Annotated in this window: 10 protein-coding genes; 4 read left to right on the top strand and 6 right to left on the bottom strand. The window is 72.7% G+C overall.

What is annotated here, in order from left to right; translation table 11 throughout:
• Positions 1 to 96 precede the first annotated feature (96 nt).
• The gene (locus WMF42_RS14375) at positions 97 to 2,142 is read left to right on the top strand and encodes a DsbA family protein (protein WP_061612628.1); all 2,046 of its coding nucleotides are present in this window, start codon (positions 97 to 99) and stop codon (positions 2,140 to 2,142) included.
• Positions 2,143 to 2,343: 201 nt separating this feature from the next.
• On the opposite strand, the gene WMF42_RS14370 is transcribed toward WMF42_RS14375, so the two are convergent.
• Both WMF42_RS14370 and WMF42_RS14365 read right to left on the bottom strand, forming a co-directional pair.
• Positions 2,344 to 6,417, bottom strand: coding sequence for a hypothetical protein (locus WMF42_RS14370; protein WP_437692471.1), 4,074 nt, complete (start codon positions 6,415 to 6,417; stop codon positions 2,344 to 2,346).
• Positions 6,418 to 6,627: 210 nt separating this feature from the next.
• A complete protein-coding gene (locus tag WMF42_RS14365) occupies positions 6,628 to 7,443 on the bottom strand; it encodes a sensor histidine kinase (protein ID WP_437692469.1) in 816 nt (271 codons plus the stop codon).
• Positions 7,444 to 7,714: 271 nt separating this feature from the next.
• On the opposite strand from WMF42_RS14365, the gene WMF42_RS14360 reads away from it, so the two are divergent.
• From WMF42_RS14360 to WMF42_RS14350, 3 genes are all read left to right on the top strand, one after another.
• Entirely contained in the window at positions 7,715 to 8,188 is a 474-nt protein-coding gene (locus WMF42_RS14360) for a response regulator (protein WP_061611861.1), read from the top strand.
• Between the two features lie 211 nt (positions 8,189 to 8,399).
• Positions 8,400 to 8,843, top strand: a complete 444-nt coding sequence (locus tag WMF42_RS14355; RefSeq protein WP_434047364.1) for a response regulator — start codon at positions 8,400 to 8,402, stop codon at positions 8,841 to 8,843.
• A gap of 511 nt (positions 8,844 to 9,354) precedes the next feature.
• On the top strand, positions 9,355 to 10,158 hold the full coding sequence (locus tag WMF42_RS14350; RefSeq protein ID WP_233562414.1) for a sensor histidine kinase: 804 nt from the start codon (positions 9,355 to 9,357) through the stop codon (positions 10,156 to 10,158).
• 51 nt (positions 10,159 to 10,209) lie between these two features.
• Here WMF42_RS14350 and dapE read toward each other — a convergent pair whose 3' ends face one another.
• The 4 genes from dapE to ndk are packed head-to-tail and all read right to left on the bottom strand — an operon-like array spanning position 10,210 to position 13,539.
• Positions 10,210 to 11,313, bottom strand: a complete 1,104-nt coding sequence (gene dapE, locus WMF42_RS14345; protein WP_434047362.1) for a succinyl-diaminopimelate desuccinylase — start codon at positions 11,311 to 11,313, stop codon at positions 10,210 to 10,212.
• On the bottom strand, positions 11,310 to 12,185 hold the full coding sequence (locus WMF42_RS14340) for a 2,3,4,5-tetrahydropyridine-2,6-dicarboxylate N-succinyltransferase (RefSeq protein WP_437692466.1): 876 nt from the start codon (positions 12,183 to 12,185) through the stop codon (positions 11,310 to 11,312). The genes dapE and WMF42_RS14340 overlap by 4 nt, the downstream gene beginning before the upstream one ends.
• Positions 12,186 to 12,226: 41 nt before the next feature.
• Positions 12,227 to 13,105, bottom strand: a complete 879-nt coding sequence (locus WMF42_RS14335; protein ID WP_437692464.1) for a hypothetical protein — start codon at positions 13,103 to 13,105, stop codon at positions 12,227 to 12,229.
• Positions 13,105 to 13,539 (bottom strand): nucleoside-diphosphate kinase, encoded by a 435-nt coding sequence (gene ndk / locus WMF42_RS14330; protein WP_061611865.1) that lies wholly within the window; start codon positions 13,537 to 13,539, stop codon positions 13,105 to 13,107. The genes WMF42_RS14335 and ndk overlap by 1 nt, the downstream gene beginning before the upstream one ends.
• Between the last annotated feature and the right edge of the window lie 235 nt (positions 13,540 to 13,774).

The raw sequence follows: 13,774 nt of genomic DNA, 5'->3' as shown, positions 1-13,774 counted from the left end.
GCCATCTTGTCGCGGGCGCGCCACCTGGTGTCGCGCCCGCGTTGAAGGAGGGGCCCGCTTGGCGGGCCTCACCAACGTTGAGAGAGGAAATCATTCATGAACAAGGGAACAGCCATCGTCGGCTTTCTTCTCTGCTTCATCGCAGGGATGGGGCTGATGTGGAGCATCGATCGGAGCGCCGGCTCGCGCGGGCATGAGATCGCGTCGGCCGTGGACGACGGGCAGCCGTGGAGCGACGAGGACGCGGCGATCCCGGTCTCGTCGAAGGACCCGATGTGGGGCTCGCGGACGGCGCCGGTCACCATGGTCGTCTTCAGCGACTTCGAGTGTCCGTTCTGCACCAGGGTCGAGACCACGATCAACCAGATCAAGGAGAAGTACGGCCCCGAGAAGCTGCGGATCATCTGGAAGAACAACCCGCTCCCCTTCCACAAGAACGCGCGCCCGGCGGCGCTCGCGGCCGAGACCGTGTTCCGCCTCGGCGGGTCGAAGGCGTTCTGGAAGTTCCACGAGCTCGCCTTCCAGAACCAGAAGGCCCTCACGCCCGCCAACTTCGAGGCGTGGGCCGCCGAGGCCGGCGTCGACAAGGCGAAGTTCAAGGCGGCGTACGATCGGCAGGAGTACATGGCCAAGATCGACGCCGACATGGCCGTCGGCAAGTCGTCCGGCGTCACCGGCACGCCTGCCTCGATCATCAACGGCGTGTTCCTGAGCGGCGCTCAGCCGATCGACAAGTTCACCGCCGTCATCGACGAGCAGCTCAAGGCCGCGCAGGCGGCGGTCGCCTCGGGCACCAAGCCTGACAAGGTGTACGCCAAGCTCGCCGCGGAGAACAAGGCGAAGGCGCCGCCCAAGCAGGACCGCGAGCGCCCGCAGGAGGACGACAAGACCGTCTGGAAGGTGCCCGTCGGCGACGCGCCCGCCAAGGGCCCGGCGACCGCGCTGGTCACCATCGTCGAGTGGTCCGATTTCCAGTGCCCCTTCTGCAGCAAGGTCGTCCCGACCATCGACGAGCTCCTCACGACCTACGGGGACAAGGTCCGGTTCGTCTGGAAGAACAACCCGCTCCCGTTCCATCAGCGCGCCGAGCCCGCGGCCGAGCTCGCCATGGAGGCCCGCGCTCAGAAGGGCGACAAGGGCTTCTGGGACGCGTACTACCTGCTCTGGAAGAACCAGCAGAAGCTCACCGACGAGGATCTGCTCGGCTACGCCAAGGAGCTCGGGCTCGACGTCGAGAAGGTGAAGGTCGCGATCACGACCAAGAAGTACGGCGCGTCCATCGCCGCCGATCAGGAGCTCGCGGACGACCTGCAGGCGTCCGGGACCCCGCACTTCTTCATCAACGGCCGCCGGCTCGTCGGCGCGCAGCCGATCGACAAGTTCAAGACGATCGTCGACGAGGAGATCAAGAAGGCCGAGGGGCTGCTCGCGAAGGGCGTCGCCGCCAAGGACCTCTACGCCGAGATCATCAAGGACGGCAAGGAGCCGCCGCCGCCCGAGCGCAAGGAGGTCACCCCGCCGGCGCCCAACAGCCCGTGGAAGGGCGGCGAGCGGGCCAAGGTCGTGATGCAGGTCTTCTCGGACTTCGAGTGCCCGTTCTGCAAGCGCGTCGAGGACACTGTCTCGCAGGTCTCGAAGACCTACGGCGACAAGCTGAAGATCGTGTGGCGCCACCGGCCGCTGCCGATGCACAAGAACGCGCCGCTCGCCTCTGAGGCCGCGCAGGAGGCCTACGCGCAGAAGGGCAACGCCGGGTTCTGGGCGTACCACGAGCTGCTCTTCAAGAACCAGGGGCAGCCGGAGGCCTTCTCGCGCGCCTCGCTCGAGAAGTACGCCGAGGAGACGGGCCTCGACATGACGAAGTTCAAGAAGGCGCTCGACACGAACACCCACAAGGCGTTCGTCGAGGCCGAGAACTCCGTCGCCGACAAGGCGGGCATCAGCGGGACGCCGGCGTTCGTCGTGAACGGCTACTTCATCAGCGGCGCGCAGCCGTTCTCGAAGTTCAAGAAGCTCATCGACAAGGCCATGAAGGAGGCCGGCGAGACCGCGCCTGCCGCCGCGAAGGTGGAAGCCCCGAGGAAGCCGGCAGGCGCCGTGCAGCCCGCCGCCGCCCCGGCCGCTCCCGCCGCCCCGAAGTGAGCCGCCTCCGCGCGGTCTGACTTCCCTCCCCCAGACCAACCCGCCCCGAGGGCGGCTCCCGTGATCCGGCGAGCCGCCCACCTTCCTGATCGACGCCGCGGTCCGATGGACGCTGCGGTGCGCGCGCGTGCTTCGTGCGGCAGGGCCGGCAGCCGCGTCGACGCGCGGCAGGGCCGCCAGCCCGCGCCCGCGCGGGCAGCGTCAGCTCGTGGAGCGGAACCTCGAGCGCCCCTCGGAGGTCCACCACGCGCGGTAGCGCTGCTGGGCGGCCTCGCGCTCCTGCCGCGGGAGGTCCTCGTAGTAGCCGAAGTACTCCCTGGTGATGCCCTTCAGCTCGTCGATCGCCGCGCGGCGGATCGCGGGCTTGTCGTGCGTGAGCGCGTCGATGATCCACTCGACGCGGTGGCGCTCGCCGTTCCTCGACCACCACGACGCCCACCTGCGCGCGTCGCGGCCGAGATCGTCCCGCGTGATCACGACCAGCGCCCGGGCCGCGGCCTCGACGATCGCCTCGTGAGGATCGGTGAGCGCGCTGATCAGCGCGGGCACGGCGGACCCGGCGCGGATCTCCGCCGTCGTGTCGATGGCGGTCAGCCGCCGCGTCGGCGATTCCTCGCGGTCGCGCGCGATGTGCTCGATCCCCTGCAGGATCGGGCCGCCCGCGGGCGGCGCCGCGATCAGCAAGGAGGCCGACCGGACCGCGATCCGGCGGACGGCCAGGTTGTCGTCGAAGAGCCGAGGGAGCAGCGCGTTGGCGGCCTCCGGGTACGGGAGCTCGCCGAGCACGTGCGTGGCCCAGAAGCGCACCTCGGGATCGGGCGAGGCGCTCCGCACGGTCATGAAGGGGAGCGCCGGGCGCCGGATCGCCACGATCAGCTCGAGCAGCGGTCCGCACTGCGAGGCGGGCGGCGCGGCGGCGACGCCCGCGGCGCCGTCGGGGCCGGCGAGCTGCTCACGGAAGCGCTGGCGATCGACCCGGAGCGGGCCGGGGAAGCGCGCGGCGACGACCGAGACCGCCGTCTCACCGTGGCGCACGAGCTCGGCGAACGCCCGCGCGCCCGCCTCGCCGCCCGCGAGGAAGTGCTGCAGGAGCGAGGTGTACTCCGCGCGCAGATCGCCTGCCGGAGAGGGCGAGGCCGCGGCGCGCCGCTCGGACGGGGGCCGCGGGTACGCGACGGAGCCCTCGACGGAGACGGGCGTGCGACGCCGCGAGGCGGAGCGACCCGCGGCCGGCGGCGGCCCGGGCTCGCGGTGCTCCTCGCCGCCGGGCATGATCGAGCTGTCGAGCATCCACGGAGGGCGTGAGTACCGCCTCGTCCGCGCGTCCTCAGGCTCGCTGAGATCCTCCGACGGCGACGGCGACGGCGACGGCGCGGTCGGGATCTCGAGGTCGGGGATCTCGTCGATGACCGCCGGCGGCGCGGGCGCCGTGACGGCGGGCATCATCGGCGCCGTCACGGCGGGCATCATCGGCGCCGTCACGGCGGTGCCCGACACGACGTCGGCGCCGGCCTCGCGGCCCAGGCGGAACTGCGGCTCGACCGGGCGGCTCGGTGCGTGCGGCATCGGTGCCGGCGGGATGGTCGAGCTGAACGCCATCGCGTGCGCGGGCCCCTCGTCCGGCTGCACGGGATCGGCCTCCACGCCGGTGCCGCGGAGCCCGAACGCCCTCGCGACAGCGTCGATCCCCGAGCCGCCGTCCTCCGTGGACCAGCCGCCCTGCGGCGGCGCGCCCTGCGGCTCGACGTCCGCGCCGTCGGCGCGCCGCGGCTCCCCCGGGCCGGGAGCTGCATGCAGGTCGGGCCAGGCGGCCCCCGCATCTGCGACGGGCGAGCCGTGCGTCTCGGCGCGGACCATGTTGCTCAGCTCGAGGAGCGCGGCGCGGGTGCGCATGGAGAGCGGTCCCTCCGCGGCGTGCTCGTCGGTGGGCGCGGCCGCTTCGTGCGGCGGCGCGGCGGCCGGCTGCGGCGGCGACGATGCCCGGTGCGGCGGCGCGGCGGCCGGCTGCGGCGGCGACGATGCCCGGTGCAGCGGCACGGCGGAGTCACGGGCCGCCGGGCTGTCGCTCTGCTGGGTCGCGCCGCTCCGGTTCAGCTTCTTCCGCAGGATCAGCCGCTCCAGCACCGTCGCGGCGATCCCGGCGAGCGCGATGAGATCGCCGATGCTGGCGAGCTCGACCGAGGTGGCGCCGTCGTCGCCATAGATGAGCGCGACGACGCGGCCGCGCACGACGACCGGAACGACGGCCACGGCGGCCGCGTGGCCCTTCCGGCCGAGCTCGCGCTGGAGCTCGGCGTCGGGGGCGCTGCCGGCGAGGACGGTGACGAGCGGCGCGCGGAGCGAGCGCGCCCTCGCGAGGACGCTCGGACGATCGAAGGGCACCGCGATCGTCGCGACGCGCTCGCGCTCTGCGCCCGGGCCTGCGGCGTTGCGGCCCTCGGCGCGCTCACCGTGCACCGTGAACAGGACCGTGTACTCGAAGTACTGCTGCGCGAAGTCGAAGAGGACCGCGAGCACCGCCTCGCTCGCGTCGACCGCAGCGAGCTCCTGCTCGGCCATGGCCAGCGTGAACGGGCCCTTCCGCCGCTGCGCAGCGGGCGCGGACCGGCCCGCTGCGCGTATGGGGACCTCCACCGGCGGCGCGCTGGACGAGCGATCGCGCCGCTCGGCGGCAGGCGCCATGGCGGCGGGCGCTGCAGCAGCGTGCGCCACGGCGGCAGGTGCCAGCGCCGCGGGCGCCGCCGCCGCAGGAACCAGCGCCGCGGGCAGCAAGGCGGCAGGCGCAACAGGAGCCGCTCCGCCGGGCTGGCGCTGGAGCGAGGCGGCCGCTGGCGGCACCGTGTCTTGCTGAGCGCGATGCGCGGCCGACGCCCGCTTCAGCCAGCCAGTCAGCAGGTGATTGCCCCGCGTCGGCGGACGCGCCCCGGACGGCGCTGGCACATGCGGCGCCGGCGATACAGCCGGCGCCACGGGCGTTGCCGCCGGCGGCTCCGCCAACGCCACGACCGGCGCGGCGTGCACCGCTTCCGACGCGGCGAACGACGCCAGCCGCGGCGCGAGCTCCTCGGAGCGCGGCGTCGGCTCTGCGGGCTCGATCGCGGGCTCTTCACGCGACGGAGCGGCGCGGTCCGGATGCTCGGGCTCCTCGCCCGGGCCTCCCGTGGCGCTCTCGTCCCTGGCTGCAGCCGCGATCGCTCGATCGCGCTGCGGCGCGACCTCGGTCGCGCGTGACGCGGGCGCCTCGACCCGGAGCGTGCGTGGCTCGAGATAGCGGAACGAAGGCAGGTCGAGCGGGTATTCGGCGACGACGGTCGGCTCGTCATCCAGCTCGTGGAGCGGCGGCTTCCTCGGCGTGGGCACGGCCTCGCTGAGCACGGCCTCCGCGCTCACCGTCTCCTCGTCATAGATCGAGGTCAGCGCCTCCACGGTCGGGGCATCGTCGATGCTGTGCCGCTTCTGTTCCTGCGTCTCGGCCGCCTCCGCACGGTCGTCGACCGCGGCGGGCGCGGCCGCATCGACGGGCGCGGCCGCATCGACGGGCGCGGCCGCATCGACGGGCGCGGCCGCATCGACGGGCGCGCGCGGGGCTGCACCGACGCCGGAAGGCAGCGTCGCGTCGTCTGCGGCCGGCGTTGCCTCCTGCGCACCAGCAGGCGCCGCCGCCGCGCCCCCGGCGGGCGACGACGCATCGACGCTGGCGGCCGACGCCGTCTCGCTCCCGGCGGGAGAGGCTGGCGGCGGAGGCGCTCTGGGCGGGAGCGCTGCGGCCGCCGCAGCGCTGCTCTCGACCGCCTCCGTCAGGCTCGGCTCGGCGCGCGCGTCGAGCTGCTTCACGAGCCGCGACATGCGCCGATCGAGGGCGATCCCGTGGTGCTCGGCGAACGCCTGGCGGATGCGCACGAGCGGCGCGGCGAGCTGACGCAGGCTGACCCCCAGCGTGACGCTCAGCTTCTCCGCCACCGCCGGCGCGAGAGGCTCGGCCGTGGCGATGACCAGCGTCGCCTCGGGCTGCGGTGCCCCCATCGCCGCGGCCTCGAGATCCATGCGCACATCGAGCGGGAACACGCTGTGCTCGACCGCGAGATCGACCGGCACGACCCGGAGCACCTCGGGCGACGCGGGGCGCAGCCGGCCCACGGCGGGCGGCAGCCCGAGGCTCTCCGCGAGCAGCGCCGTGAGCTCGCGCTCGCGCACCGCGCCCAGCTCCAGCACGTTCGTGGCGAGGTCACCGCCGTGGAGCACCTGGCGAGCGATCGCCTCCTCGACCACTCGCATCGAGGTAACCCCATGCTGCACGAGGAGAGAGCTCAGCGTCGGCATCGAGGCGCATTCATCCGTGTGCGGTGGAAGATGGAGCACGCTCGCGACGTGCAACCGAGTCCATCCTAGACGAAGTCTTCATCGGACACGATCCGCGCGTTGGGGGCCCTGAAAGACCTCGTCTTGCCATCGTCGCCGCCGACCGTGTGGCGATGGCCTCGCGTCTCACGCAGGCTCCGGGTGAGCGTTCCCTTCAACGCCGCCGAGGGTACACGTGAAGCGCAGCCCGGTCGCAGCATAGACCGCGCCCGACGCCGATGCGCCGCCATCCCGGCGCTCGGGCGAGGGCTCCACGGTCAGCCCGCCCCCGTGCGCGTCGAGGATGCCTCGCGCGATCGCGAGCCCGAGCCCGAGCCGCTCGCGGCGGCGCGGCGCGACAGGGTCGGCGGGGATCGCCGCCCGCTCGCCGAACGGATCGAGCAAGCGAGCGAGCGGCTCCGGCGCGACAGGGCCCGCCTCGTCGACGACCGTCACCACCGGCCCGACGTCGGCGATCGCGACGCGGACCCGGATCGGCCGGTCGCGCGACCGCAGGATGGCGAAGCCGAGCACGTACTCGAGCGCCACCCTGAGCAGCTCTGGATCCCCCTCCAGCGTGGCGTCGCCCTCGGGCTCAGCGTCGAAGGAGATGCCCACGCCGCGAGCGGCTGCCGCCCCCTCGAGGTGCGCGGCCGCCCGGCGGACGAGCTCGACAGCGTCATACCGGGCGATCGCCATCGGACGGCTCGCGTCCGCGCGGAGCCAGATGGAGTTGTCGAACTCGTCGAGCAGCCGCTTCAGCCGCTCGCCTGCGCCTCGCACGCGCTCCAGCATGTCGCGCGGCCCTGCGCCGAGGTCCTTCTGGTAACGCAAAAGATAATGGACCCCCGCGAGCATGGTCGCCAGCTCACCCCGCAGGTCGTGGCCAACGCGCGCGAAGAACTCGTCATTCATCCACATAAACGCCTGCTCCGAATATGCAGCAGCGCGGAGCTTGAGCATCAGACGAGCAAGCCAACTGTCGTCGGGCCCACCCCGAAACGGCGGTCGCCGGCCAGCGAGGACGAACCGCGCAGAGCCCCCACCTGCGCTGGACAGTTGATGGTTGCGGATAAGCGACCTGGGCACAAGGTGTACCCTGGGTCCAGGTTCCGCCTCTACCATCGTGGGGGGACCTTTCCAGAAACGCCGGCGGAAGTCGTTGCTCTCCCGGCCGCGCATCCAAGCCCGAGCACCTGGGGAGCGCTGTCAGCCGAGCCGCGAGCGGGGGAGCATGTCCGAGGCAGAGCGCAGAGAGTTCACCGAGCGGGACGAAGAGCCAGCCGACGACGACACCCAGGTGATCGAGCGGCGGCGCCGGGTCCTCATCGTGGATGATGATCCCGACTTCCTCTTCATGGCGGAGGCGGCGCTCGCCGCGCACGGCTTCCTGGTGGAGCGAGCGGCCGGTGGGCTGCGCGGCGTGTTCCTCGCGACGCAGGACGTGCCGGATGTGATCCTGTGCGACCTGCGGATGCCCGGCATCGACGGCTTCGTCGTCGCCGAGGCGCTCCGCGCCGACCCGGCGACCCAGCACGTCGCCATCTTCGCGTGCACCGGCCGGCGCGATCTCGAGGCCCGCGCCGCCCTCGACGCCTCGGCCTTCGACGGCGTGCTCGTGAAGCCGGTCGACTGGGATAGCGCCGCTCGTTTGCTCCACGAGATCATCGGATTTCGCCGACCCTACGGGCCTACCCAGGGCGAGTAGGGACTACCCTTAGACCCCCTCAGGGCAAGTGCAGGTCTATCCCTGCGCGGGAGGGGAAATGCCCGGCATCGGGCCGGCAATAAGGTATACAAACTTCGCGTGACCCGAGCGGATCGCTCCCCTAGGTGGAGTGCGTCAGGCTGGCCGAACGACGCCGGCGCCGCTCGCGATCGATCGGCCGGCGCGCTGACGAATGGAAAGGTTCACTGGGATGGAAGTGAAGTGTGACGACAACGCGTTCTCGCCGCTGGTCCTGGTCGTGGACGACTTCCAGGACAACCGGGAGATGTTCGCGGAGTACCTGTCCTTCTCCGGCTTCCGCGTCGCCGAGGCGGCGACCGGGCGGGAAGCGCTCGATCGCGCCTTCGAGCTGATCCCGGACCTCATCCTGATGGATCTGTCGCTCCCGGAGATCGACGGATGGGAGGCCACGCGCCACCTCAAGAACGACCCGCGCACGAAGCGGATCCCGATCGTGGCCCTCACCGGTCACACGCTCGCCGGGCACTCGCGCGAGGCCAAGGACGCGGGCTGCGACGCCTTCCTCACGAAGCCGTGTCTGCCGGACACGCTCGTGCTCGAGATTCGCCGCCTCCTGTCGCGAACCGAAAGCGAGGCGCGCGGAGCGCCGTCGCAGCCGGAGAGGGCGACCTGACGGGTCGATGATCCCTCGCCGAAGCACCGACGAAGTCTGCGCGGCGCACACGAACCATCGACGCCGACGAAGCTGACGTGGGACGAGGCCGACCGGCAGACGACGCCGACGAGCGAGACGGCGCGGACAACGCAAACAAAACAGGCAAGTACTGGCGAGATCCGCGAGATCCGCAAGATTCGCGAGACCAGCGAGACCGCGAAACACGCACATGCGCTCCCGCGTTGCCAGGACTTGACTGAGGCACCACCTGACTATTCCGAGCACAGTCTTTCTGGCTAACTGATCACCTGAGAGCCAAGAGGGAACAAGGATGGCGGGGGTGACCAGAAAAAAAGCCGGCAAGAACGCGACGGACGGCGCGGAATCAGCGCACGGGCGCACGCTCCGCGGGCGCGCTTCGGCGGTGCCCCTGCGCGCGCCGAAGAGGGGCTCGACGTCCGTCGCGGCGAGCGGGCCTCGCTCGGCAGGACCGGCTACCCTGCGCGCCAGGGTGCCCAGGCGATCGAAGGTGGACTCGGAGCGACACGCTTCACGGGGCGACGCGGCAGAGCGCGAGCGGCTCGAGGAGCAGTGCCAGCGGCTGGAGCGCCGCGCGGAGGCGGCCGAGCGCATGCTCCGCGAGACCGTGTCCACCATCTCTCACGACCTCAGGAACTCGCTGAGCGTCATCGTCGTGAGCGCTCGCATGCTGATGCGCTCGATCCCTCAGGACGGCCCGGGGCGGAGGCAGCTCGAGGCGATCACCCGCGCGTCCGACGAGATCAACCAGCTCGCGCAGGACCTCGTGGACGCGATGAGCATCGAGAGCGGCTCGCTGAAGATCGGCAAGGGCGCGCACGAGGTCGAGCCCATCCTCGACCGGGCGATCGAGCTCGTCGCGCCGACGGTCGCGCTGAAGCCGCTCGAGATCGCGAAGGAGATGCCGCACGACGTGCCGCCCATCGCGTGCGACCGGGATCGCATCGTCCAGGTGATCGCGAACCTGCTCGGCAACGCCCTGCGCTTCACGCCGAAGGGCGGGCGCATCACGGTGCGCGCAGAGACATCGGGCACGGACGCGCGGTTCTCGATCGCCGACACCGGCCCCGGGATCCCGTCGGAGCTGCACCCGCTGCTCTTCGCTCGCCACGCGCCGGCCCGGAGGCCCATGGGACAGGGGATGGGCCTCGCGGCGTTCGTCACGAAGGGCATCGTGGAGGCCCACGGCGGCACGATCTGGGTCGAGAGCTCGCCCGGCCACGGCAGCACGTTCTTCTTCACCATCCCGGCCGCCGGGCTCTCGGTGCGCTCCGCCGAGGCAGAGCGCGCGTAGCAGAGCGGCGGGCGCTGGACAGCCGCGCGCGCCGCCGCGGGGTGCGCGCCGTCAGGCCGGCTTGAAGGCCGAGAGCCAGCGGCGGAGGATCGCGCGACCCTCGTGCAGCTTTCGCAGCGACGCCCACTCGTTGCGCTGGTGCGCCTGGGCGTTCTCGCCCGGGCCGAAGTTCACCGCGGGCACGCCGAGCTCCGCGAAGCGGGCCACGTCGGTCCACGCCTGCTTCGGCTCGACCGCGGCGACGCCGGCCTCGCGCAGCGCCACGACGAGCGGGTGCGACGCGTGCGGCGGCGCCGAGGGGCTGAGATCGCGCCAGGCGATCTCGGCGCGGCCGGCCACGAGCGCCTCGATCGTCCGCTGCGCCTCCTGGATCGACGTCCCGGGGGGGAAGCGGTGGTTCAGGTTCATCGTGAACTCGTCGGGCACGACGTTCCGCCCGCGCCCGCCCTGCGCCATCGTCGCCGTCGTCACGGCCCGGTAGACGAAGCCGTCGATCTCGACCTCGCGCGGCGCGAGGGCGGCGAGCTCGACGAGGAACGGGCCCGCCTTGTAGATGGCGTTCTCCCCCTGCCATGGCCGCGCGCTGTGCGCCGTACGCCCCCGGAACGTCAGCCCCGCGTGGAGCGAGCCGCTCGCGCCGAGGCTCAGTTTGTTGTCGCTCGGCTCGAGGCACACCGCGAGGTCGAGCGCGCGGAGACCCGGCTCGCGCTCGATCACCAGCGCGAGCTCGTTCTCGAGGTACGGACCCTCCTCCCGGGCGTAGAACACGAGCGTCAGATCGACCCCGGCAATGTCCTTCCGCTCGCCCTCGGCGAGGTCGAGCATCAGCGCGAGGCCGGACTTCATGTCGCTCGCGCCGGGGCCGTAGAGGCGATCCCCCTCGATGCGCGGCGGCCCGTCGTGGGAGGTGCGCACCACGTCGAGGTGCCCGGCCAGCGCGATCTTCGGGCCGCCGGTGCCCTGCGTCACCTGCACCACCAGCGAGTCGCCGTGGCGGCGCACCGGCGCGGCGAGCCGGGCCCGCCCGAGCCGCTCCGCCACCTCCGAGCACAGCGCCTGCTCCTCGCCGGTGGGCGACGGGACGGAGCACAGCCAGAGCAGCGTGTCCGCGAGGGCCGCCTCGGCCGCCGCGTCCTGGTCGGGCAGCGTGTTCACACCGGCACCGCGAAGTCGCGCAGCGCCGCGTTCAGAGACACCTTGCGGTCGGTCGCCTCGCTCCGCTTGCCGATGATGAGGGCGCACGGGATCGAGAACTCCCCTGCAGGGAAGCGCTTCGGCCGCGTCCCCGGGATCACCACGCTGCGCGCCGGCACCCGGCCGCGGTGCTCGACGACCTCGGGCCCCGTGACGTCGAGGATCGCCGTCGACGCGGTGAGCACCACGCCGGCGCCGAGCACCGCCTCCTCCTCGACAACGACGCCCTCCACGACGATGACCCGGGAGCCCACGAAGACGCCGTCCTCGATGATCACCGGTCGCGCGCCGGGCGGCTCGAGCACGCCGCCGATGCCGACGCCCCCGGCGAGGTGGACCCCTCGCCCGACCTGCGCGCAGCTCCCGACCGTCGCCCAGGTGTCGACCATGGATCCCGAGCCGACCCACGCGCCGATGTTCACGTAGCCGGGCATCACGATCGCGCCCTGCTCGAGGAACGCGCCGTAGCGCACCGCCCCCGGCGGCACGACCCGCACGCCCGCCTTCTCGAGCCCCCGCTTGAGCGGGATCTTGTCGTAGAACTCGAGGGGGCCGGCCTCCATCACGCTCATGCCGCGGAGCGCGAAGTAGAGCAGGATGGCCTCCTTGATCCACGCGTGCGTCACCCACCGGTGCGGCGCGTCCTCGCCCGCGAGCGCCGCGCCCTCGCCGCCCGCCTGCGGGCTGGCGTCGCGCTCGGCGACGCGGAGCAGGCCTTGATCGAGGCACTCGATCGTGCGGAGGACCGCGGCCTCGTGCGCGGGCGAGCGCAGGAGCTCGCGGTCGCGGAACGCCGCCTCAACGAGGGACTTCAAGGATTCGTCGGTGACCATGGCGCCGCCTTTAGCACGGCCGCGCCACCACCGGCACCGCGTCAGAACGTCATCGTGACGACGCGGCCGCCGGTCCCCTCGGCGAGCTCGATGCGCGCGCGCCGCGCGACGACGCGGGCCACGGCGACGGCGCGCTCGCCGCCGTCGCGCACCACCACGTCGAGCGCGACCGACGTCGCCGCCTCGCGCGGGCTCTGCTCCGCGATGCGCACCGTCGAGCGCCCGTCCGGGAGGCGCGACACGGTGAGGTGAGGGCTCGCGACGCCGGCGGCGCTGACCATGCCGACGGCGAGCTCCATGAGCCCGCTCACCGCGCGCACGTCGCCCTCCACCTCGTTGGCGCGGCCGTCGGACGAGGCGACCGCGATGGCGAGGACGGGCCGCCCCTCGGCCGGCGAGGCGCTCCAGTTGCGGAGCACGTCGATGAGGTCGAGCGGCGTCGGCCGCAGCTCGAGGGTCGCCATCACGAGCTCGGACAGGCGCAACGAGCCGCTCAGCTCGCGGGCCGCCCGGCGGACCGACGACTCGAGCGCGAGCCGCTGCCGCGCGTCGATGCCGCGCTCGGAGCCGCCGCGCTCCCCGCGGCCGCGCGCGGGGGTGCGCCCCGGCGCGGCGCCCGCCGAGGCGCGCGACAGCTCGTCGGTGAGGCGCGCGACCTCGACGCTGGCGTGGCCGAGCGCCGCGCACGCGGCGTCGGCCGCCGCGGCGTCGCCCGTCTCGACGAAGCCGTCGCGGACCGCCGCGGAGAGGCTGTCGAGGGCCGCGAGGAGCGCCGTGCACCCCTCGCACACCTCGGGCAGCGCGAGGGCGACCCCGCGCGGCCCGACGCGGCGCGAGCCGAGCAGGTGCGCGAAGCTCTCGACGCCTGCAGCGCCGTCGCGCGCCGCGCCGAGCGCAGCCGCGAGCCGCTCGCCGAGCATCAGGCCGTCGCGCTCGGAGCGACCTCGTAACCCGCGAAGAAGTAGGCGATCTCCCGCGCCGCGGTCGACGTCTTGTCGGAGCCGTGGACCGCGTTCTCGCCCACGCTCGCCCCGAACAGCTTGCGGATCGTCCCCTCCGCCGCCTTCGCCGGGTCGGTCGCGCCGATGACCTCGCGGTACTTCGCGACCGCGTCCTCGCGCTCGAGCGCCATCACAAGGATGGGGCTGCGCGACATGAACTCCACGAGCTCGCCGAAGAAGCCGCGCCCGCGGTGCTCGGCGTAGAAGCCCTCCGCCTCCGCGCGGGTGAGGTGGATCCGCTTCATCGCTTTGACCGTGAAGCCCTCCTGCTCCAGGCGGGCGATGATCGCGCCGGCCGTGTTCTTTTCCATCGCATCAGGCTTGATGATTGAGAGGGTTCGCTCGAGGGCCATGGGCGGGCCAGTTAGGCGAAAATTCTGAGATTTGCAAGCGCCACGCGCGCCGCCGCCATCCCGTCGTTGCGGTTCGTCCGCAGCCGCGCGCCCCCGGCAGCTCCATCCGTCCGCCATCGACCCGCCCGCTCTCCCGTACGCCTCTCCTCGCTCTCTCTCTTCGCCTGCTGCTCGCTGGATTTCCGCCTCGCGGGGGCGACGCGCGGCACGCGCGATCGCCATCAAGCTGACACAA

It is taken from the genome of Sorangium sp. So ce176 (genome assembly GCF_051519835.1).
GTDB classification, from domain to species: Bacteria; Myxococcota_A; Polyangia; order Polyangiales; family Polyangiaceae; genus Sorangium; species Sorangium cellulosum_G.
Note: the sequence above shows the minus strand (reverse complement) of the source record. Positions and strands in the feature narration are given on the sequence as shown.

Coding starts and splice junctions, on each gene's coding strand:
- WMF42_RS14340 (WP_437692466.1), bottom strand. CDS start 12,185: ATGGTCACCGACGAATCCTTGAAGTCCCTCGTTGAGGCGGCGTTCCGC.
- WMF42_RS14365 (WP_437692469.1), bottom strand. CDS start 7,443: ATGCTCAAGCTCCGCGCTGCTGCATATTCGGAGCAGGCGTTTATGTGG.
- WMF42_RS14355 (WP_434047364.1), top strand. CDS start 8,400: ATGGAAGTGAAGTGTGACGACAACGCGTTCTCGCCGCTGGTCCTGGTC.
- WMF42_RS14360 (WP_061611861.1), top strand. CDS start 7,715: ATGTCCGAGGCAGAGCGCAGAGAGTTCACCGAGCGGGACGAAGAGCCA.
- WMF42_RS14335 (WP_437692464.1), bottom strand. CDS start 13,105: ATGCTCGGCGAGCGGCTCGCGGCTGCGCTCGGCGCGGCGCGCGACGGC.
- WMF42_RS14370 (WP_437692471.1), bottom strand. CDS start 6,417: ATGCGAGTGGTCGAGGAGGCGATCGCTCGCCAGGTGCTCCACGGCGGT.
- WMF42_RS14375 (WP_061612628.1), top strand. CDS start 97: ATGAACAAGGGAACAGCCATCGTCGGCTTTCTTCTCTGCTTCATCGCA.
- ndk (WP_061611865.1), bottom strand. CDS start 13,539: ATGGCCCTCGAGCGAACCCTCTCAATCATCAAGCCTGATGCGATGGAA.